The sequence below is a fragment of the Actinomycetota bacterium genome, from assembly GCA_004297305.1.
Classification (GTDB): Bacteria; Actinomycetota; Actinomycetes; order S36-B12; family FW305-bin1; genus FW305-bin1.
The window spans coordinates 1-22125 of the sequence record SCTR01000002.1 but is presented as its reverse complement, the minus strand read 5'-3'; the positions used below and the strand labels follow the sequence as shown (position 1 = coordinate 22125).

Sequence of the window (22125 nt, the reverse complement as noted above, 5' to 3'; positions counted from 1 at the left end):
TTCGGGTGAGTGTCGTTGGCATCCTCAGGGGAAAACCGCTACCTGATCGGCTCTGCTTGCTCACTCTGCGTTCATCGAGTGTTTCCCCCGAGCAGAACCGAGAGTCAGGATGTGGCCACTGTCGGTGCTTCTTCGACCAAGGGGAAACTCATGCGAGTACCCGCTCGCCGCGCGGCATGGATCGCCGCGACGGCCGGCCTGCTGACCGCCGGCCTTGCCATGACCGCACCCCCGGCGTTCGCGGCGGGCACGGTGACCGGCTGCGTCACCGACAAGGCAGGCGCACCCGCGGTGGATGTCACGGTGGGCGTCTTCACGGCAGTCGAGGCACTCCCCGACAACCCGCAGCACCCCGGCGTGGACTACCAGAAACTCGGTGTCGACATCTTCGCCGACAGCACCCAGGCACCGTCGGTGGCGTGGCCGCAGACGAACGCCGCGGGCTGTTTCTCCATCAGCCTGCCGGCCGGGTCGTACGAGTTCGCGTTCCTCGACTTCGTGACCCGCGCAACCCCGCGCTACGGCCTTGGCTGGTACGGCGGCGGCGCAACCGGCACCGGGTCGGACGCCACGGTGGTGGCATGGCAACCGGAGCGGATCGACGCCACCGCGGTGACCGTGGCGGACAACGGCACCGTGTCGCTGGGCACCGCGCGACTGCAGGACCCCGTCACTCTCAGTGGCACGATCAGCGGCCGCCTCGCCGGCCTGCCGCGCCAGTACGCCGGCGTCGCGGTCTACACCGACGTCCACAAGGTGGTCACCAACAGCCTGCGCTACCCGCCGTACCTGACCTCTGACGCGGGCGGCAACTACGCGATCGGCGGTTTCCCCGTCGCCGACGCGAATGGGGCTCCGCTGCAATACGTCCTGCGCTACTACGACACCCGCCACGGCTGGCCGACGGACTTCGTCTACGGCCCCGGCGGCGGCGTGCAGACCGAATTGGACAACGTCAACGGGCCGTTCCTGGCCTTCGACGACCACGGCACCACGGATCCGTTCGACGACACCTGGGTTGCCGGGGTATCCCGGCTGACGTTCTCGACGACACCGGTGGACATCGACTTCACGTTGCCCGCCGTACCGACCTTCATCACCGCGTTCGGCGCCAACGGCACGACCGCGACCCCGGGATCGCCGGTCACGGTGTCGGCTCACGTCGAGCGGGCCGACCAGGGCGCCGGCGACGCAACCTCCAGCCCGGCCGGCACGGTTGCCTTCTACGACAACGGATCCCTGTTGACGACGCAGGAAGTCCACCTCGGTACGGCGGCGATCACGATCACCAAGCTCGCCGCCGGAGCGCACGCCATCACTGCTCGCTACCTCGGCCAGATCAACCAGTCCTACCAGTTCACGTCCGACGAGTACGCGCCCAGCGCGATGTCGTCCGCGGTCGTGGTGAACGGGACCGCCGTGGCCGCACAGGTCGGCCAGGACTCCAAGACCGCCGCCCTCCCGCTGCTGAAGTCCACCGCCAAGAAGGGCAAGGTCAAGGCCGGAAAGAAGATCACCCTCACCGTGATCGTCAACCGGTACGGCGGCGGCGTCGCCACCGGGAAGGTGACGTTCAAGGACGGCAAGAAGGTGCTGAAGAAGAACGTCAAGATCAAGCATGGCAAGGCCGCGATCAAGGTCAAGCTGAAGAAGGGAAAGCACGTGATCTCGGTGGGCTACTCCGGCGACGGCACCACCCTGTCCGGAGCCGCCAAACTCACCATCAAGGCAACCTAACTCCCGGCCCACCACCGTCCCACCCACCGCCGTCCCACCCACCGCCGTCCCACCCACCGCCGTCCCACCCACCGCAGTACCGGCCTCCGCAGTACGCGCCACCGCGGTACCGGCCCACCGCAGTACCGGTGTTGCGCGCCGTACGGTCGCTATCTGCGGCCCTTAAGGGCCGCTAAGCAACCACAAGGCGCGCCACACAGGGGTACGGCGCAAACCCCGGCCGGCGCCGGGCGGCCGAGGGAGTCGGACGGCGACAGGGGTACGGCGCAACCCGGGGGCCCACGCCGGCCGGGGGCATCTGAGGTGCCGGGCTGCGGCGCCAGCGGTGGCGGAGGTGCCGGGCTGCGGCGCCGGTATTGGCGGTCGGCGCGCTGCGGCGTCGGTGCAGTAGCCGGCGTCGAGGGTCACCTGTCGTCACCCCAGTGTCGGCTCGATGGTGACGTTCTGCCATGGCCTGCTCCCCCGCTCACCCGTCCGGGTTCAGCCGTTCGGTTCCAGTTGCCCCGCCACGCCCACTGCGCGCTGTCGGTCATTACGGATCGTTGATAGTCATGTGGTGTTCATTCGTCGGCCGCCCGGGGAGTGGTGGCCACAGTTCAGGGGATGGGTGGGGTCTGCATGCGCATGCGCGCACCGCGCACGGTCGCGGCAATGCTCGGGCTGGGGGTGACCGCGGCCCTGGTGTCAGGAATCGGGACCGCGGCGTACGCCGCCGACGGAAATGTGAGTGGTTGCGTGGTCGACAAGACCGGCGCACCGGCGGCGGGGGTGTTTGTCGGGGTCTTCAAACCGGTGCACTCGCTGCCGGACAACCCGCAGCATCCCGGCGTCGACTACCAGAAGATCGGCATCGACCTGTGGAACCAGGCCGGCCAGGCCGGTATCGACTTCCCCGTCACCGGCGCGGACGGCTGCTTCGCCGCCACGATGCCGGCCGGGGACTACGAATTCGCGTTCCTCGACTTCGTCAACCCTGCCGCCACACCGCGATACGGCCTGGCCTGGTACGACGGCCCCGCCAACGGCTACGGCGACACGACCTCACCGGTCACGACGTCGCTGGCACGCATCGGCGACGACGGCATGGGCGTGACGGCGGTGACCGTGCCCGACAGCGGCTCGGTCGCGTTGGGCCGCACGACCTTGCAGGACGCGGCAACCTTGCGCGTCGATGTCACCGGTGCGCTGGCGAACATCCCCCGGGAGTATGCCGGGGTCGCGCTGTACACCGACGTCCACAAGGTGGTCAACAACACCGGGTCGCTCAGCGGTCCGTACCAGTCGGCCGGCGAGGACGGCGTCGTGACCATCGGCGGGGTTCCGGCGTACCAGTCCGACGGGACGACGCCGGTCACCTACCGGGTCCGGATCTTCGACACCCGGCACGGTGCGGTCACCGACTACATGTACGGCCCCAACGGTGGCGTCCAGACCGAAGTCGACAACGTGCACGGGCCGTTCCTGGCCTTCGATGACCACGGCACCGAAAACGACCCGTGGGACGACACCTGGGTGGCCGGCGTGTCGCCGGTGACGCTGGTCGCGGGCAGCAACCCGAGCCCGCTGTCATTCGCGCTCCCGCCGGTGTCGACCTACGTGACGAACCTCGAGACCTCCGCTGCGGCGGTGACCGAGGGCGAGCCGGTGTCGTTGACGGCGACGGTGATGCGATCCGACCAGAGTTCCGGTGACCTCACGCAGTCCCCGGCCGGCCGGGTGGGCTTCTACGAGGGCGCAACGCTGCTGGGCAGCGCCGCGCTGTCGACAGGTACCGCCACGCTGACCGTCAACTCGTTGCCGGCCAACGGTGACGGCTCGCCGCTGGTGCATTCGATCACCGCGCGCTACCTCGGCGTGGTCACCGCCGGCAACCTCACCACCCTGCTGCAGGACGAGTACGCGCCCAGCGCACCCTCGACTCCGGTGCTCGTCACCGCGTCCGCCGCCCCGGTGTCGCCGCCCACGCCGGTCGCCACCACGACGACGCTGACCGCGACGCCGGCCACGACGGTGCCGGGCAGCTCGGTCACCCTGTCGGCCAAGGTGTCCGCTTCGGCCGGTACCCCCACCGGCACCGTCACGTTCGCCGAGGGCAGCACGATCTTCGGGACCGCGTCGGTCAACGGCGCCGGCGTCGCGACGCTCGTCACGCCATCGCTGGGTGCCGGGCATCACACGATCACCGCGGCCTACACCAGCAACATCTCCACCGCATTCACCGACAGCCAGGGCTCGGTCGCCGTCGTCGTGGCGGCTGCCGGGGTCACGTCGCCGCCGCCGGTCGCTGCGGCGCCACGGGCGATCGCCGTGCTCAAGGTGTCGAAGGCCACGGTGAAGCGCGGCGCCAAGCTGTCCATCGTCACGGTGGTGAGCAAGGCGGGCGCGCCGGTCGCCGGCCGCGTCACGATCAAGGACGGCCGCAAGAAGCTGGCGACAGTGAAGCTGAACAAGAAGGGCAAGGCCGTCGTCGTCACCCGGAAACTCAAGCCCGGCAAGCACAAGCTCGTCGCGGTCTACTCCGGCGACGGTACGGCGACGACCAGCGTCATCGTGGTGAAGGTCCGGCGCTAGCCCGGCCGGGCAGAGCCCGTCCGAGCCAGCTGGCCTGGCGGGCCCTGCCCGTTCGGATGGCCGTCACCGTCCCAGCCGGACGGTGACGGCCATCGGCAAGTCATCCCACTGCGAGAGAACAGGAACAGATCCGATGGTGTCGAGCTCGGTCCGTACCCGGGCCTTCCGGCTGACCGCTGCAACGGCGGCGGTCGCGGTGACGGCCACCCTGGCCGTCACCGTCCCCGCGATGGCCGCCGACGGCCAGGTCCGCGGCTGCCTGCGCTCGGCAACCGGCGCTGCCGCAACCGATGTCGCGGTGGGCTTCTATTCGCCGGCCTCCGGTGACGCGGCCGCGATCGGCTCGAACCCGGCCTACACCAATACCAGTGCCGCCGTCTTCGGCGGGACCGGCAGTGACGGCTGCTATGCGGTGACGCTGCCGGAGGGCAAGTACGAGATCGCTTTCGTCGATACCTTCAACCGGGTCACCCCGCGGTACGGCACCGCCTGGTGGCACCAGGCCACCACGCAGAACACCGCCCCGTGGGTCGTCGCGCGGGCGGACGCGAGCGCACTCACCGTCGGGCCCAGCGGATCGGTCGACCTCGGCACGCTGACGCTGTCGGACGCCGGCCAGATCACCGGCGATGTGACCGGTTCGTTCGCCGGGCTGCCGCGCTCAGTCGTCGGAGTGTTCGTCTCGACCTCCGGAAAGGCCGTCGCCTCCACCGGGCCCTGGCCGTTCTTCGACGTGGGCGAGGACTTCAACGGCGACTCCCAGCCCAACCCGGCGCTGGGCGAGTACACGTTGGGCGGCCTGCCGATCCGCGACGCCGCGGGCAATCTGGTCAGCTACACCGCCCGCTACGCGCACCGGACCCTCGGCGCCCCAGCCGATGTCACCCATCCGTCGCCCATCACGCTCGCCGGATCGTCGGCGACTGTCGACGTGGTGCTGCCCTCGATCCAGACCGTGGCCGCCACGCCGACGCAGTCCGCCGCCCAGGGCGGCAACGTCACCTTGTCAACCACGATCACCGCGCAGAACGGCCTCGCGCCGACAGCTGGGATCGTCGCGTTCTACCGCGGCTCAGCCGGCGCTCGCACCCTGCTGGGGACGTCCACCGCGACCGGCGCAGTCGTCACGCGGGCGGTCGCCGCCTCGGCGGTCAGCGGCCAGGTCCTGTCGGCGGAGTATCTCGGCGACGTCGAGCCGGGGTCCGTGGTCGCCGCGACCGGCAACGGCGTCGACCGCAACGCCCTGCAGTTCCGCAACGACGACTATGCGCCGAGTTTCTTCGCCAGCACACCGTCGACCGATCCGGCGGCCACCAGGATCACCGGCGTCGTGACCCGCGGGCAAACCGGTGCTGCCGTGTCCGGAGTCCAGGTCCGCGCCTACCTGCGTCCCGGGGTCCAGGTCGGCACCACCGCCACGACCAATGCCAGCGGCGGCTACACCATCACCGGCCTGAGTGCCGGCTGGAGCTACCGGATCTCGTTCGCATCCGGCGGCGCCGAGTACGTGTACATCGGACCGGGAAAGATGGGGCGCCTCAACGAGCCTGGCGACTACAACGCCTATCAGCAGGGTGCCACGGCATTCAGCACGGACACCGTTGGCGTCCCGGCGGGCTCCAGCCTGTCGTACCAGTGGTGGGGTACGAGGACCTACGTCACCAGTTTCCGTGGCTACGACGGCGCGGTCAGCCAAGCACAGGTGAACGCCGGGCAGATCCCGGTCCCGAACCAGTACGACGAGCCCGCCGTCAACGGCGGGGATCCAGTCACCCTCATCGCCACCGTCAACCCCTGGAACAGCAGCTTCTACTACACGAACTCCGACTACGACGACGACGTGAACTGCAACGTCGCCAGCAACCCGGTCTGCAATGACCTCTACCCGATCCTGACCGCGCAGTATCAACCCGACAGCAACCACGACCGGTTCTACGACCGCAAGTGCATCGGCGCCGCGGTGATCTGCGCCAACCCTGCTGCCAACGTCAACAACTGGGTGACCGGAAGCGTCGCGTTCTACGAGTTGTCCTGCGCGCCCACGCCGTACCCCTACCCCCGGACGCTGCGGGGCGTCGCGCCGCTGGTCAACGGGATTGCGACGTTCGCGCTGGACACCGCCGGACTGTCCGACGGCGTGCACTGCTATTCGACGCAGTACGTCGGGGCGATCAACACCGCCACACTGAGTCTCGCGCCCGGCTCCAACGACCGGTGGGTCGATCCGGGACTCAACTACACCGCGTCGACGTACGCGCCGTCGTACCAGACCGAGGACGAGCCGCTCCCGCGTTACGAGCGCATCCACGTGACGGCTGGAACGCCGACCCCGACTCCCACCGCGACGCCGACACCCACGGCCACACCGACACCGACGGCCACACCGACCCCGACGGCGACCCCGACGCCCACTGTCACACCCACGCCGAGTGCCACACCCACGCCGACGGCGACACCCACGCCAACGGTGACCACCACTCCGCCGCCGGTGGCACCGGTCCCGGTGACGCCGCCGGCGGCCGCCAGCAGCCTCGGGATCAAGGTCAGCCCCACGCAGGCCCGGCGCGGCGCCAAGGTCACGATCACCGTCCGGCTGAAGCAGCCGCACGGTAGTGCCGGGACCATCGCCTTCTACGACGGATCGAAGCTGCTGAAGGTCAAGCTCCTCGCCGGTGGCCGGGCAGTCCTCACCACGAAGTCCCTCGGCAAGGGAACGCACCGGATCTCGGCTGTCTACAGCGGCGACGCGCAGGCACAGCCGTCGGCGACCCGTCCCGTCACCGTGAAGATCAAGCGGTGACGGGATGCCCGGTGAGTCGACGGCTTCCGCCCGGGTCGACCGACGACTACTCCACGTGGCGGCCAGTCCGGCCGTTGGACCATCCGGGCTCATCCGTTCGGTCCGGATTGGCTCGTCGCCGCTACGTTGCGTCGACCTGCGCCCGTTCCGCCTGATAGTCATGGGCGCGAGTGGGGCTACGCCTTGGGGAAGGCGTCGAGGAACCTGGGGGTTCACAACGTGAGGAAGTCGTCCATCGGGCTGCGCGCCGCCGCCGCGGCGCTCACCGGCCTGGCACTGGTCGGCACGTCGATCGCGGCGGCCGGTCCGGCTGCCGCTGCGGCGTCGAACGCCATCGCCGGCAAGGTCACGATCACCTTCTCCGGCGTGAACGCCCGGGCGATGACCGTTCGGGCGTACTCGACGCCGACGACTCTGGTCGCGACCACGACCACCTCGACGACCGGCACGTTTACGCTCACCGGCCTCACGCCCGGACAGGCGTACCGGCTGCGCTTCACCAACCCGTCGCACAACCAGGTCGACTACGTCTACGGCGGTCCCGGGGTCGCCGGGCCGGAGTGGACGTCCTCCTTCAGCGGGACCACGTGGGCCGCCGGCGCCGTGGAGGTCCCGGCCGGAGCGGACGTCAACGCAGCCGTGATGCCGGGGGTCAAGACCTATCTCACGAGTTTCCGGATCCTCGGCGCCGCTGTCACCGGGACGCAGATCCCGGTCCCGGTGCAGGGCAATCAGCCGACGGTGGCGCCCGGCGGTGCGGTCACGCTGATCTCGACGGTGAATCCGCAGGACGGGGCGTTCTACTACACGAACTCGTCGTACACGCCGGGCCTGGTCTGCAACGTCGCCACCGACCCACGCTGCGGACCGAACCCGCAGTACCAGCCCGATCGTGACGGCAACGGGTTCTACGACCTGAAGACCGGCAAGTGGCCGACCGGCTCGGTCGCGTTCTACGAGACGGACTGCACGACCTATCCGTACGCCCGCACATTGCTGGGCACCGCACCCCTCACCAGCGGCGTGGCGACCTTCGCCGTGGCAACCGGCGCGCTTGGCGGCGGCACCCACTGCTACACCTCGCAGTACGTCGGCGCGGTGACCACCTCGACGGTCAGCCTCACGCCCGGCTCCACGACGAGCTGGGTGAACCCGGGCGTGGTGTACACCAGTTCCGAGTACCAGCCGAGCTATCTGACCGCCGACGAGCCGGATCCGCGGTATGCCCGGATCACGGTCACCGGGACGACGCCGACCGTCTCGGCAAGTTCGACCACGGTGTCGTCGAACCCGGCCACGCTGCCACAGGGCGGCTCGTTCACCTTGACTGCCAACGTCTCGCGCGCCGACGGCGGCACGGCGACCGGCACCGTGAATTTCCGGTCCGTTGCTCCCGGCGGTTTCTCGTTCTCGCTCGGCACCGCGTCGGTGACCGGTGGGGCGGCCACGCTGACTGTGGCGTCCGGCACCGCGGCCGCGGGCGCCTACACCGTGACCGCGGTGTACGGCGGCGACAGCACCACAGCGGCCAGCACGTCGCCGAGCACCACGGTGACGCTGACCACCGGCGGGTCGACGCCGACCCCAACCCCCACGCCAACACCTACTCCGACGCCAACCCCCACTCCGACGCCAACCCCCACTCCGACACCGACTCCCACGCCGACCCCGACCGGTTCGGTCAGTACGACGACGACGACGGTGACGGCCAATCCGCAGACCCTGCCCAGCGGCGGCACCTTCGTGCTCACCGCAACCGTGGCCGGGGGGACGACGGCACCGACGGGGACGGTGACGTTCCGATCCACGGCACCGGCGGGGTACTCGTTCACCCTCGGCACCGGCACGCTCGGCCCTGACGGCATCGCGACGCTGTCGGTGAACTCGAGCGGCGCGCCGGCCGGGGCCTACGTCGTGGTGGCGTCGTACGGCGGCAGCAGCGGTGCCGGCGCCAGTTCGTCCGCCCCGGTGACCGTCACTCTCACCTGACCTTCGCTGCCGCCGGCGAGGCACGCCGCGGGCGGTCGACGAGTCGCTAAGGAGCCTGACCGATGGGCAAGTTCGCCGTCCGGAGAATCGCCGGCACACTCGGCATCGTCACGGCGGCAGCGTTCGCGCTGGCCGGCGGATCGATCGCGAACGCGGCGACCAGCACCCAGATCGACGGCACCGTGACGCGCGCGTTCAACGGTGCAGCACTGTCCGGGGTGACCGTGCGGGCCTACGACACACCCGGCCATCAGGTGGGGACGACGGCCACGACCGCGGCGAACGGGTCGTACACGATCAGCGGGCTGACCGCCGGGCAGAGCTACCGTGTTGCGTACACCACCGGCGGTTCCTCGTACGTCTACACCGGGGCGGGCAAACTCGGGAAGCTCAACGAGGCCGGTTTCAACAACGCCTGGCAGAACCCCGGCGACACCTCGTTCAATCCGAGCACCGTCGCGGTGGCGGCCGGTAGCACCGTCGACTACCAGTGGTGGGGCAAGCGCACCTACATCACCAGCTTCCGGGCTGTCCCCCAGGCGGTCTCCACCGCGACCGTCGACGCCGGGCAGATCCCGATCCGCGCTCAGAGCGAGCAGCCGACGATCGCCGCCGGCGCCGGCCTGACACTGGTCTCCACCGTGAATCCGTGGGACGGCAGTTTCTACTACACGAACCCGAACTACGACCCCGGCGTGAACTGCACCATGGCCAGCGACCCGGTGTGCAATCCGAACCCGGCCTACCAGCCGGACAGCAACCACGACAACTTCTACGACCGCAAGTGCTACGGCTCGGCGGTCCGGTGCGCCGCGCCGGTCAGCACGGCGAACGCGGCCTCGGCCAACTGGGTCACCGGCAGCATCGGCTTCTACGAGGTCGACTGCACCACGTACCCGTACGCGCGGACATTCCTCGGTCTCGGCACGGTCGTGAACGGGATCGCCACCTTCTCCGTACCCACGTCGGGCCTGAGCAACGGGATGCACTGCTACTCCTCGCAATACCTGGGAGCGGTCACCAGCAACTCGGTCAGCCTGACGCCGGGATCCACGACGACCTGGGTCAACCCCGGCGTCAACTACACAGCGGGCACCTACTCACCGAGCTACCTGACCGAGGACGAACCCGATCCGCGCTACGAGCAGGTCTTCGTCACCGGTGGCGGCGCGGGCGTCGCGGCCACGACGACGTCGCTGACCGCCGACCCGACCACCGTCGCCGAAGGGGCGTCGGTCACTTACACCGCGACGGTCAGCTCGGCCAGCGGAACTCCGACGGGCACCGTGGACTTCGTCGTCAACGGCACCACCGTCGCGACGGGGGTCGCGCTGTCCGGCGGCGTCGCCAGTTTCGCGCCGCCGGCCGTGACCGGCGTCGGTGCGAAGCAGGTCCACGCGGTCTACAGCGGCGATTCCACCCACGCGTCGAGCACCTCACCGTCGATCACCGTGACAGTGGTACCGGCCACCTCACCGACACCGACACCCACCCCTACCCCGACCCCCACGCCGACAGCGAGTCCGACTCCGCCGCCGCTGTCTCCGGTGCCGCCTCCGGTCGCGGTCGTGACACCGCCGACGGCGGTGCTGACGGTGTCGGCCACGAAGATCCGGCATGGAGCCAAGATCACAATCAAGGTCGTCGTGACCGGCCCCGGCGGTCCGGTGGCCGGTGGCAAGGTCGTCATCAAGGACGGCCGCCACACGCTGACGACGGCGGCGGTCAACAAGAAGGGCAAGGCCGTCTTCGCTACCCGGGGGCTGGCTGTCGGCAAGCACGCCATCTCGGCGGTCTACAAGGGCTCGATCAAGATTCTCGTGCCTGCGATTGCGGTCAAGGTGAAGCGCTAGCGCCCGACGTCACGTCGACCAAAGTCTTTCTGTCCCACCCCTGACCGGCGGGCCATCACCATCACGGTGATGGCCCGCCGCGGTGTTTCCCGCGCCGACTGGGTCGCGGCCCAGCGGACGACGGTCAACCGGTTCCCTTGTAGTTGAACACCTGACGCAGCGTATGGGTGACGGTCACCAGATCAGCCTGGTCGGCCATCACCTGGTCGATGTCCTTGTACGACAACGGATGCTCGTCGAGTAGCGCCGCGGCGTCGTCCCGGTTCCAGCTGCGCTCCCCCATCGCTGCCACCAGGCTCTCGGTGCTCAACGACCGACGCGCCTGGCTCCGGCTCATCCGTCGGCCGGCGCCGTGCGAACACGACTGGTAGGCCGCCGTCGAACCGAGGCCGGAGACGATGTACGACCGGGTTCCCATGCTCCCCGGGATGACACCGCGGTCCCCCGACCTCGCGCGAATGGCCCCCTTCCGGGTGATCCACAAGTCCTGTCGCCCATGGTGTTCGAGCTGCGTGAAGTTGTGGTGGCAGTTGATGGTGTCGACCACGGCACCCTTCCCGACGACGCTGAACAAGCACTGCGTCAGTGCCGCCTGCATCGCCTCCCGGTTGCCCATCGCATAGGCCTGCGCCCACAGCATGTCGGCGATGTACGAGTCGAACTCGGCCGTGCCCTGCACGAGGTAGGCGAGATCGGGATCGTCGAGAGTGATGAAGTACCGGGCCATCAGCGCCCGGGCACCCTCGATGTGAATCGTCGCGATCTGGTTGCCGATGCCGCGGGATCCCGAATGCAGCACCGTCCACACCACGTCGTCCTGGTCCAGGCAGACCTCGACGAAGTGGTTGCCCGATCCCAGGGTCCCGAACTGGGTCGCGGCCGTCTCCTCCTGGCGCGCAGTGAACGCCATGGCCCGAGCCGGCCAGGTCGCGGCTGCCGAAGCAAACGCCGCGGAACGGTCGGCATGACCCTGGCCGACGCCCGCGGGGATGGCCCGGGCCACCAACGGCATCAGCCCGTCGAGGCTGTCCGGCAGATCGGCAGCCGTGAGATCAGTCCGAGCCGCGATCATGCCGCAGCCGATGTCCACACCGACCGCCGCCGGCATGACCGCTCCCCGCGTCGGGATAACGGACCCGACCGTCGCACCGATGCCCAGGTGCGCGTCGGGCATCAGGGCGACGTGTCCCCGCACGAACGGCATCGCCGCCGACCGCGCGGCCTGCGCGACGGTGGCGGCCTCGACATCGCTGGCCCACGACAGGACGTTGGGCGCGACCATGCTGCGGCTCATCGCCTCCTCCTCCGTCGGCCAATCGGACCGATCGGCGTACCCCGTCGGCCGCCCGACCCTACGAGGAGACTCGCTACGCCGCCTGGGAGTTTCGCCGGCCGGTTAGGTCACGGCCAGGGCAACTCGGACCACGTCGCGCGCTTCGTCCTGCACCCGCGCGAGGTGGTCGGGACCGTCGAAACTCTCCGCGTAGATCTTGTAGACGTCTTCGGTACCGGACGGCCGGGCCGCGAACCAGCAGTCCTCGGCGACGACCTTGAGCCCCCCGATCGGCGCGCCGTTGCCGGGCGCCGTCGTGAGCTTGGCCGTGATCGCCTTGCCCGCCAGCGTCGTTGCCGAGACCTGGTCGGCTGACAGCGAGGCGAGCCGGGCCTTCTCCTCTCGGCTGGCAGCGGCGTCCACCCGGGCGTACGCCGGAGTGCCGAAGCGTTCGGTCAGCGCGGCGTACGACTGACTGGGGCTGCGTCCGGTCACGGCGAGGATCTCCGATGCCAACAGGCACAGGATGATTCCGTCCTTATCCGTCGTCCAGACCCGGCCGTCGCGCCGCAGAAAGGACGCGCCGGCGCTCTCCTCGCCGCCGAAGCCGAGCGAGCCGTCGATCAACCCGGGTACGAACCACTTGAAACCGACCGGGACCTCGACCAGCCTGCGCCCCAACGACTCCGCGACCCGGTCGATCATGGATGAACTCACCAGCGTCTTGCCGATCGCCGCACCGGCGCTCCAGCCGTCGCGGTGGCGGGCCAGGTAGTCGATCGCCACGGCGAGGAAATGGTTGGGGTTGAGCAGTCCGCCGTCCGGGGTCACGATGCCGTGCCGGTCGGCGTCGGCGTCGTTGCCGGTGGCCAGGTCGTAGTCGTGCCGCGCGTCGATGAGCCGGGCCATCGCGTACGGCGACGAGCAGTCCATCCGGATCCGGCCGTCCCAGTCCAACGTCATGAATCGCCAGGTGGGATCGACCGTCGGTGTCACCACAGTGAGGTCGAGCTTGTGCCGTTCGGCGATGGCGCCCCAGTAGTCGACGCTGGCACCGCCGAGCGGGTCGGCTCCGATCCGCACCCCCGCGGCCCGGACCGCGTCGAGGTCGACCACGTGCGGCAGGTCCTCGACATACGACGTCAGGTAGTCGTACCGATGGGTGGTGTCGCGCCGCAGCGCCGTCGTGAACGTTTCCCGCCTGACGCCGGCGAGACCGGCGGCCAGGTACCGGTTCGCGAGATCCTGGACCACTGCAGTGATGTCAGAACCCGCCGGCCCGCCGTCGGGCGGGTTGTACTTGAAGCCGCCGTCGCGGGGCGGATTGTGGCTCGGCGTCACCACGATGCCGTCCGCACGGCGCGGGTCGCCGGCGGACCGGCCGTCGTTGTGAGTCAGGATCGCGTGCGACACGGCAGGCGTCGGCGTGTAACCGTCGACGCTGTCGATCATCACGGTGACGCCGTTGGCGGCGAGCACCTCCAGCGCAGTCGTCCAGGCCGGCTCGGACAACGCGTGGGTGTCACGCCCCAGGAACAGCGGCCCGGCGATCCCCTGCTCCCGACGGTGGTCGCAGATCGCCTGCGTCGTCGCAGCGATGTGGTCGTCGTTGAACGCGGCGTCGAACGCCGAGCCACGATGTCCACTGGTACCGAAGGAAACCCGCTGGCCGACCTCGGAGACGTCCGGATGCAGCGCGTAGTACGCGGTGACCAACGCCGCGACATCGACGAGGTCGGCGGCCTCCGCCGGCTGGCCGGCCCGCTCGTTGACGGTCATGGACCCTCCCTCGATCGTCGCTGCCGCGCCGACCCACGACACGGACCGTGGCACCGCACGACTGGTGCGTCGATCCTGCCGCGCCCGAGCCCGGCTGTCCGGTCGGAGGTCGCATTCGGCGGCGCGTAGCCTCCCGACGTGCCCCGCCTGCTCGCCGACGTCACCCCGATCCGGGTCAGCCGCAACTTCCGGCGGCTCTGGCTCGCCCAAGGCGTCAGCAACGTCGGCCAGCAGATGACCGCGGTGGCCGTCGGTATCCAGGTCTACGCGATCACCGGATCGAGCCTGGCCGTCGGCCTGGTCGGCCTCGCCCAGCTCATCCCGCTGGTCGGGCTGGGGCTGTACGGCGGCGCCCTGTCCGACAGTCTCGACCGACGCCGCATCGGCATGGTGGCGACGGCGGGCCTGGCGGCCTGTTCGGTGGTCCTGGTCCTGCAGGGCGCGCTCGCGCTCGACAGCGTGGTCCTGCTGTACGCCGTGGTCGCCGTACAGTCCGGGCTGTTCGCCGTCGGCAACCCTGCCCGGGCGGCCATCGTCCCGCGGCTGGTCGACCGCGAGCTGCTGCCGGCCGCCAACGCGCTCAGCATGGTCGCGTTCAACCTCGGCTTCACTGTGGGACCGCTGCTGGGCGGCGCGGTCATCGCCGCGACCGGCTCGGCGACGTGGGTCTACGTCGTCGACGTCGTCGCGTTCACCGGCACGTTCTACGCCATGGCCCGGTTGCCGGCGATGCGGCCGCAACCGCTGGCGGGACAAGCCGTCCAGCGAGCGGGCTGGGCGTCGGTGATGGAAGGGCTGCGCTTCCTCAAGGGCCGGCGGAACCTGCAGATGTCGTTCTACCTGGACATCGTGGCCATGGTGTTCGGGATGCCGCGGGCGCTGTTCCCGGCGATCGCGGCCGACTGGTACGGCGGCGATCCGCGGGCCGTCGCGGTGATCGTGGGGCTGCTGTCGGCCAGCCCGGCGATCGGTGCGGTACTCATTGGCGTCCTGTCAGGGCCGCTGACCCAGGTGCGCCGGCAAGGTGTCGTCATCGTGATCGCGGTGCTGGTGTGGGGCGCCAGCATCGCGGCGTTCGGCCTGGTCCGCTGGCTGCCGGCGGCCCTGATCCTGCTGGCCGTGGCCGGAGCCGCGGACAACGTCAGCGCCGTGTTCCGTTCCACCATGCTGCAAGCAGCCGCACCCGACCACTACCGCGGTCGGCTGCAGGGCATCTTCACCGTCGTCGTGGCTGGTGGACCACGGCTGGGCGACGTGGAGGCCGGAGCCGTCGCCGCCGTTGCCGGAGAGGGCTTTTCGGTCGTCTCCGGCGGCCTGGCCTGCATCGCCTGCACCCTCGGGCTGGTCGCCTGGTCGCGGGACTTCCTCGCGTACGACGGCGCCCATCCGGTGCCCTGAGTTCACGGGCACCGAGCGCCCGACGCATCGACACCGGCGCTGTCGTGGGGTGTCACCGGCAGATCAAACTCGGCATAGGCGATGGGACGATTCAGCTGTGCGGCTGACGACGACGCGAGACCTGCCCAGGCACCTGGCGGCGTACCGCAAGACGGAGCCGACGTATGAGCCGGTCGGAGCCACGAGCGGCGACCTGCCGCTGGGGTACGGCCATACCCGGCGCCGGGTCCGCCTCGGCAGCGGCCAGGCGGCGTTCGACCGGGCGTCGCAGGCCCTGCTCAGCTGGCAGATGCACCGGCACTCGGGACTGGCCGTCGCGACCGACGGACCGGTGGAGCAAGATCGGACCGTCGTCCTCGGACTCGGTTTCGGCCTGTCACTGGTGATCCCGTGCCGGGTCGTCTACGTCGTCGACGAGCACGCGCGTCAAGGTTTCGCCTACGGCACCCTTCCGGACCACCCGGAGCAGGGTGAGGAGGCCTTCGTCGTGACGCTGGACGACAACGGTTCGGTGTGGTTCGACATCACCGCGTTCAGCCGGCCGGGAGGCCCGCTTGTGCGTTGGGCCGGCCCTGTCGGTCGCGCGATCCAGTCGATGGCGACGACGCGGTACGAGCGCGCCCTGGCAGCTCTTGCGGTGGCGGCCTGACGGTCTACTCCCCGTCGTCGCCGATCGGGTCCTCGCGTGCCTGCGCGACTTCGTGACCGGTCGCCGTCGTCAACCTGAGTTCAGCGCGTGGCCGCCGGGACGAACGGCGGCCGTACGACGGTGGCCTGCGCCGGACGGCCCCGCACGTCGACCACGACCGTGTCGCCTTCGGCGACCGACGAGGAAACCAGCGCGAGCGCGATGCCGGTGCGCAACGTCGGTGAAAACGTCCCGCTGGTGACCTCGCCCACCGCGACGCCGTCCACGGTCACGGCCATGTGCGGCCGCGGGATCCCGCGGTCGACGAAGCGCAGACCCCACAGCAACCGCGTCGGCCCGGCCGCACGTTCTGCCAGCAGTGCGTCCCGGCCGGCGAACTCGGGTTTGCCCCAGCCGACGGCCCAACCCAGCCGTGCCTGCACGACGGTGATCGCCGGCGACAGGTCCTGGCCGTGCAGCGGATATCCCATCTCGGTGCGCAGGGTGTCCCTGGCCCCCAGTCCGCACGGGGCGATTCCGAGGCCGGCGCCACGCTCGAGCAACTCGTCCCACAAGGCGCCGAGGAGCCTGGACGGGGCAACCAGTTCGTAGCCGTGTTCGCCGGTGTATCCGGTCCGGCAGACGACCACGGGCTCGCCCCGCCAGGTGGCGTCGGCGAAGGCCATGTAGTCCTGCGAGGACGGCAGACCGAGGATGTCCAGCAACTGCGCGGAGCGTGGGCCCTGCACGGCGACTATGCCCCGCGCGTCGTGCTCGTCGGCGATCTCGACGTCGTCGTCGCGAGCGGCCGCGCGGACCAGCGCGGCGACCTTGGCGGCGTTCGCCGCGTTGGGAATCACCAGGACGTCCTGGTCGGTTCGCCGGTACACGATGAGATCGTCGACAACGCCACCGGAGTCGTTGCACAGCAACGAGTACTGCGCCTGGCCGGACCCGATGCGATTCAGGTCGTTGGTGAGCAGGCGGTCGAGGACCGCGACGGCGCCGGGGCCGCGGGCGGCCAGCTTGCCCATGTGTGACACGTCGAAGATGCCGACTCGCTCGCGGACCGCGGTGTGCTCGGCGACCACGCCACCGCCGGCGTACTCGATCGGCATCTCCCAGCCACCGAAATCCGCGGTCTTCGCGCCCAAAGCGGCGTGGCGGTCGGCCAACGGTGTACGCCGCAACGCCGGCTCCCGGCTACTCGACGTCGGCTCCGCACTTCGGTCCGGACTCATGCTCGGGACCGTAGTCCACCCACGACGGTCACCGTGCCACCGGCAAGGTCCACAACACAGGCCAGTTGCCAGCCCTTGTGGTGGCACCGCCGAACCGATCGCGCTCGCGGCGGGCTGGGGTGGCCGGATCGTCCTTGACGGAGCCGATCGCATTCAACCTGGTCGCCAGATCATGCTCCTCGGTAAGGACGTCTGATTGCCAGGACCGGGACACCGCTACCGGGGACGTCGCGAGACGTCCCAGTACTCACAGCGCGAATCGAACAGATTCGAGCGTACGCAGGATCGGAATGGGCTCGTTGCCGGCCCCGTCGAGGTGGAGTTCCAGTCCGAAGTCGTAGAGCGGTGACGCAATGCTCGCCGAGGCGCCAATACCGCTGTGTCCCAGACTCTCCGAGACAACACCCAGGAGACTTGCCGCGAACGTGCCGGTACGCAAGACATTGTCGGCGCACATCGCATAGGCGTAGAGGGCATCGTCGTCGCCGGCACGGTAGTAGTGGTCGAGTAGGGAGGGCAAGAGCGACTCGTGGTGCATGCGAGCGCATGCCTCCACGGCAAAAGTCGGTGCCGGGATGGCCTGGAGTTGCTGAAACAGTCCGGGAAGCGCGACGGGGTCGCGCCGGCAGGCGAGACCCCGAACCGCTTCCTCCCGCACCGCAGGCGACGGATCGCTGAGGGCGCGGTAGAGGAGCTTTCGAAGTCTGTCGCCGTCCATCGCCATCTGGTACCCCACGACGAATGTTGCCCACTCACGAACGTCATCATCCGAGTCGCTCATCAGGTCGAGCAGCACAGCCGACGTCGCCTCATCTGGTACGCCGACTACAAGTTCGGACAGCGCCAGGACGACCGAGAGCCGCACCTGACTACCGGATGACACTGCGTACTTGCGGAGCAACGGAACACACGTGGGCTCCGCCGTCCGCGCCAACGCTCGGATCATGGTGGCCAGCGTCTCGGTATCGGATTCGATGTCGGCCGCTGCTGCCAACGTCGCGGCTACCGGCTGCCGCAACCGATGCGCAGCGTCGGCCGCGTATCCGAGCAGCTCCGCCGCCACTGCGCGGCAGGCGGCGTTCGATTCGACGATCTTTGCGGCGCAAACGGCGATCGCCGTATCCGGATCGTCGTCGGCCAGCCGGATCAAGGCGGCCGAGATTCCGTCGTCCTCCTCATCACCGGTATCCGGCGTTGTCCGCGCATCGACCAAGGTCGATAGTTCCGCGTCCACGTCTCGATACGAAGCCACCGGTCGTCTCCTCTGGAGCTAGCTAGACCGATCATCCCGCAGAACCGCCGCGGCTGACCTGCCGACGGCGCCGGTGTCGTCCTCCTGCGCCTACGGGAATTGCCCTTCGACAACAGAGCGGGCAATTCCGGCGGCCGCGGAGGCCGCCTCGGCCAGAGTGGGAAATGTTCGTTCGAATAGGGCCGGAGGCAAGACACGACCGCGATCTGTATCAGGCCTGGTAGCGACCACCCGCCACTGTCGCCGACGTGGTGGCGTCAGCCAGAAGCAAAGCTTCCTGACGACGAGCGCCAAGCCGTCGGTGTAGGCACCTCGATCGATACCCATGGTGGGGTGATCCTCGTAGACACCGACCGTGATGACTACGTCGTTCGGGCCCGCAACGCTCTGCACTCTCAGGTCAGCAAATGAGAACAATGGAGTATCGCGGGTCATCTCGAATCCCTGAATCGAACCGTCATACGCCGGGCCATGGCCGGAAGCTAGCACCCGATCCGGCCTCCCGCCCGAGAACGCCGGACTTCCCCGCGTCGATCTCTACTTCCAAAACCCATGCGGGGATCGTTGCGCATCGGTCGCCGCCTGACGCAAAGGGAGATCAAGCGCGTAACGAGCTGAACCCACCCACGATGATGCCCAAACCGACCACAACCATCAGTACGGCCGGCACAGCGACGTAGTAGACGTAGGCGATCCGGTTGCGTTCGATGCTCGCAACGATCCTGTCGACTTCTCTCACGTTAAACGCCATTCCGCTGTTGGCCCGCCGGAGAGCTCGATAGAATCCACGCCAAGCTACTGCGATCCAGATACCAAGCGCTGCACACGCTAGGCCAGCGAGAATCTGGAGCACGGCTACCATTCTATCCAAGGACTGGGGTGCAGCCGCCAGTCGGATCATTCAAGCCAGTGCCATACTTCACGCTTGCTCCCACGAGGACGATCAACGCCGATCTCCCAGGAATCCGATCGGTGCAACTGGTTGGGGCTCCTCGGGACAGACCCACACCGCTACGTCATCGATCAGCCGAGCGTGGAGCCCTGACCCGTCCCCCGGGCACAGCGGCCAATAGTGCGGGAGGCCGAGCAGGCTGTCGGTGATCGCATCCTGAATCTCGGCTACCAGTTGCACGACACGAAATCCCTTCGATCCACTCGGCGCCCATCCACCCGCCCCGTACACCCACGACTCGTTGCGAGTGTCCAGACTGCGTCTGCCGACATACAGTGTGTTCCGCTCGTCTTCGCGAACGTAGATTTCGAGGTCCGCAGCCTGGCCGGTGGTCGTCCATAGATCCCGCAGGACCACGTTCCACGCGTCAGCGATGGCTGCAAAGCGGACGCTTGAGCGTGGGAGCGGAACGAAGCCCATGCTTCATCACCTTCGGGTCAACCTCTCGCCAGCCTCGACCACGACGAGATGCTCTAGTAGCTGTGGAACCATGCTCTACTACATGATCGGCATGAGGGAAGATCAGATCGTGGGCCGCTCAGGTCCAACGGCGGGCGATGGGTAATGATGGACGACGCGGGAGGCAGTGCAGCACCGGCTTGCAGAGTTCTGGCAGGGAGACCGGTGTGAGCGTGCACCAGGTCTGATCGGCCTGGACGTCACGTACCGTCATGGGACGGAGCCTCTGATGCAGTGCAAGACGATCACCTATGCGCCGAATGGCCACCTGGCGAGGGCGTGGCTACGGCGGTGCACCCATACGCTGGCTCCGTTGTGGACTGGGACGGCCAAAGGCTTCGCGTGCCATGTGACCGCCTCGCACTGCCGCAATTCCTTGGGTACTGACATCGTCAGAACAGCCACCTATTGCTTCCATTCAGCGCCCTCCAGCGGTAGTCAAGTGCCCTCGCAACGCCGAAGACAATCAGCGCCGGCACCCAAACCACCACCAGGTCAGCACCGAGTCCTACGAAAATGAGAAAGAGACCGATGGGAACGAGGAATTTGAAGCTGGGCTCGTCTGGCTGAGCCAGGCATCGGATGAAGAAGACGAGTGCCATCGCCAGGCCCGCTAGGACCATGAACACCATCGACGTGCTCCCAACCGTCGCAGCGCCTGCTCACAGGTTCCAATCAGAGATCCCGGCGTAGGTGCTGACGCTCGTTGCGGCCACCTGACCACCTGCTCGCGTCAGCGTACCGCGCCGGTAACGCGGGTTCACATACGAACTCCACGTCGAGACGCTCCTGGACTTCACCGTCGTCATCCTCCTACCGATCACCGAGTAGCCCCTTGAGACGGCTCCGGTCGGCGGCGCCGCCAACAGCGCATTGTTGATGTCCGGCAGGGCGTGGCCGGGATGGTGGCAGCTTTCCCGATGCCTGCAGCCATGATCCTGAGCGGCATGTCGTGGCCGGCTCCGATCTACGCTCTGATCGGAATACTGGCTTGGGCTCCTGCAGCGTGGTGGGTCACGAAGCCGTGTCGCCAGCCGCGCACGGCAGGAAGACGAAAGGCACGCAAACTCCTCCTGGACAGGGTGGTCCAATCGAGGATGGAATAGTTCGCTACTTCTCCGACCGCGGCGCCTCGTCGCCCCACACAAGATCTTGGGAGTACGGCACATCCAGGGCACGGCCCAAGCGCGCGCACCTGCTGATCCCAGCACGGTCGCCTCGCTTCGTGAAGGCGAAGTCGCGGACGGTCCGCAGCGCAACCCGCTCGCCGTCAACCAAAACTAGCTCGATATCGACGGCGGGCAACATACCGCCAAACGCTGTAGCGGCTGGACAGACATCGACGTAGCGGACCTCCGATGCGCGCCACGTCCTCGTCCAGAAGATGAAGGTGCGTTCAGTCACGGCGCCATCTCGCACGGAGAGGCCCCTGACGACTAGCCCCGTCGTCATCAAGACACCGAGGATCAATATCGACGCCCCCACGAGAACACTTCCCACGTCTCCCTGCAACAGCCCAGCGAGGCCAAGCAGGATGAATCCGCTTGTGCCCGCCATTGGCACGATGCGCGAGGCACTAGCCTTGAGGCGCAGCCGCTCCCCGTGCACCGCTCCTCCAAAAGGGCCGTTGACCTACCATCTCGAGCGGTTGCGGTTCCAGTGGTGGTTGATCCCGTAGTAGGGCCCCATAGAAGCACCACGATACGCCAGAGTGTAAGCGCTTTGCCTGGACAGGTTGACCCTCGGCCTAGACAGCATCGCCTTTCCGGACCAAGTCACCATCCGGGGAGCTGCTGCCCGGAATGCAGAGCCGACTCCAAACGTCATTCCTGAGACGATCCCGTCGGCAAGGTTTGTCTGCCAACTGTCGCTCCATCCGACATCCGCAATCCGCTGGGTAGCGCGGACCGCGTAGGCGCCCGCCATCGCACCGGCACATAGCGCTGGTCCACCGAAGCATCCTGCCACGGCGACGACTGTCGCGATCGTTCCGCGGTTGTCCCATGCCCAGCTTCCGACTGATTGGATGCCGCTCCACAGGTCGCTGAATCCCCATTGGCCGTTGAGGTCGTACATGGTGATGGGGTTGACCGGGTAGGTGTAGGTGTTGGCGTTGCCGCCGTGGACGGGGTCGGTGGATTGGAATCGGCCGGTGGTCGGGTTGTAGAGGCGGGCGCCCATGAGGGTGAGTCC

At 68.4% G+C, this 22125-nt stretch carries 14 protein-coding genes; 7 read left to right on the top strand and 7 right to left on the bottom strand.

All coding sequences use genetic code 11. From position 1 onward, the window contains the following. Positions 1-150: 150 nt before the first annotated feature. From EPO13_00525 to EPO13_00505, 5 genes are all read left to right on the top strand, one after another. Positions 151-1737, top strand: a complete 1587-nt coding sequence (locus tag EPO13_00525; GenBank protein ID TAK71022.1) for an Ig-like domain repeat protein — start codon at positions 151-153, stop codon at positions 1735-1737. Between the two features lie 603 nt (positions 1738-2340). Continuing rightward, positions 2341-4308, top strand: coding sequence for an Ig-like domain repeat protein (locus EPO13_00520; GenBank protein ID TAK71021.1), 1968 nt, complete (start codon positions 2341-2343; stop codon positions 4306-4308). Positions 4309-4441: 133 nt separating this feature from the next. Further along, a complete protein-coding gene (locus EPO13_00515; GenBank protein TAK71020.1) occupies positions 4442-7108 on the top strand; it encodes a hypothetical protein in 2667 nt (888 codons plus the stop codon). A gap of 219 nt (positions 7109-7327) precedes the next feature. Further along, the gene (locus tag EPO13_00510; GenBank protein TAK71019.1) at positions 7328-9097 is read left to right on the top strand and encodes an Ig-like domain repeat protein; all 1770 of its coding nucleotides are present in this window, start codon (positions 7328-7330) and stop codon (positions 9095-9097) included. 62 nt (positions 9098-9159) lie between these two features. Continuing rightward, entirely contained in the window at positions 9160-10950 is a 1791-nt protein-coding gene (locus tag EPO13_00505) for a hypothetical protein (protein ID TAK71018.1), read from the top strand. A 124-nt stretch (positions 10951-11074) separates the two neighbouring features. On the opposite strand, the gene EPO13_00500 is transcribed toward EPO13_00505, so the two are convergent. Beyond that, complete coding sequence (locus EPO13_00500) at positions 11075-12244, bottom strand: RtcB family protein (protein ID TAK71017.1); 1170 nt, start codon at positions 12242-12244, stop codon at positions 11075-11077. Positions 12245-12346: 102 nt separating this feature from the next. Next, complete coding sequence (locus tag EPO13_00495) at positions 12347-14002, bottom strand: alpha-D-glucose phosphate-specific phosphoglucomutase (GenBank protein ID TAK71016.1); 1656 nt, start codon at positions 14000-14002, stop codon at positions 12347-12349. A 138-nt stretch (positions 14003-14140) separates the two neighbouring features. On the opposite strand from EPO13_00495, the gene EPO13_00490 reads away from it, so the two are divergent. Further along, the gene (locus tag EPO13_00490) at positions 14141-15400 is read left to right on the top strand and encodes an MFS transporter (GenBank protein ID TAK71015.1); all 1260 of its coding nucleotides are present in this window, start codon (positions 14141-14143) and stop codon (positions 15398-15400) included. Positions 15401-15533: 133 nt separating this feature from the next. Next, entirely contained in the window at positions 15534-16049 is a 516-nt protein-coding gene (locus EPO13_00485) for a DUF1990 domain-containing protein (GenBank protein TAK71185.1), read from the top strand. Between the two features lie 80 nt (positions 16050-16129). Here EPO13_00485 and gcvT read toward each other — a convergent pair whose 3' ends face one another. From gcvT to EPO13_00460, 5 genes are all read right to left on the bottom strand, one after another. After that, complete coding sequence (gene gcvT / locus EPO13_00480; GenBank protein ID TAK71014.1) at positions 16130-17269, bottom strand: glycine cleavage system aminomethyltransferase GcvT; 1140 nt, start codon at positions 17267-17269, stop codon at positions 16130-16132. Between the two features lie 247 nt (positions 17270-17516). Further along, positions 17517-18521, bottom strand: a complete 1005-nt coding sequence (locus EPO13_00475; GenBank protein TAK71013.1) for a hypothetical protein — start codon at positions 18519-18521, stop codon at positions 17517-17519. Between the two features lie 1803 nt (positions 18522-20324). Next, a complete protein-coding gene (locus EPO13_00470) occupies positions 20325-20564 on the bottom strand; it encodes a hypothetical protein (protein TAK71012.1) in 240 nt (79 codons plus the stop codon). Between the two features lie 478 nt (positions 20565-21042). After that, positions 21043-21489 carry a hypothetical protein gene (locus EPO13_00465; GenBank protein TAK71011.1) on the bottom strand — a complete coding sequence of 149 codons (447 nt, stop codon included), beginning with the start codon at positions 21487-21489 and terminating at the stop codon, positions 21043-21045. A 75-nt stretch (positions 21490-21564) separates the two neighbouring features. Beyond that, positions 21565-22125, bottom strand: a 561-nt coding sequence (locus EPO13_00460) for a hypothetical protein (protein TAK71010.1), incomplete at its 5' end; no start/stop codon positions are given.

Bases quoted from the DNA above. Each gene is read 5' to 3' on its own strand.
- EPO13_00465 (TAK71011.1), bottom strand. From the start codon at position 21,489: ATGGCGGGCACAAGCGGATTCATCCTGCTTGGCCTCGCTGGGCTGTTG.
- EPO13_00500 (TAK71017.1), bottom strand. From the start codon at position 12,244: ATGAGCCGCAGCATGGTCGCGCCCAACGTCCTGTCGTGGGCCAGCGAT.
- EPO13_00505 (TAK71018.1), top strand. From the start codon at position 9,160: ATGGGCAAGTTCGCCGTCCGGAGAATCGCCGGCACACTCGGCATCGTC.
- EPO13_00525 (TAK71022.1), top strand. From the start codon at position 151: ATGCGAGTACCCGCTCGCCGCGCGGCATGGATCGCCGCGACGGCCGGC.
- EPO13_00515 (TAK71020.1), top strand. From the start codon at position 4,442: ATGGTGTCGAGCTCGGTCCGTACCCGGGCCTTCCGGCTGACCGCTGCA.
- EPO13_00520 (TAK71021.1), top strand. From the start codon at position 2,341: ATGGGTGGGGTCTGCATGCGCATGCGCGCACCGCGCACGGTCGCGGCA.
- EPO13_00495 (TAK71016.1), bottom strand. From the start codon at position 14,002: ATGACCGTCAACGAGCGGGCCGGCCAGCCGGCGGAGGCCGCCGACCTC.
- EPO13_00470 (TAK71012.1), bottom strand. From the start codon at position 20,564: ATGGTGTTCATGGTCCTAGCGGGCCTGGCGATGGCACTCGTCTTCTTC.
- gcvT (TAK71014.1), bottom strand. From the start codon at position 17,269: ATGAGTCCGGACCGAAGTGCGGAGCCGACGTCGAGTAGCCGGGAGCCG.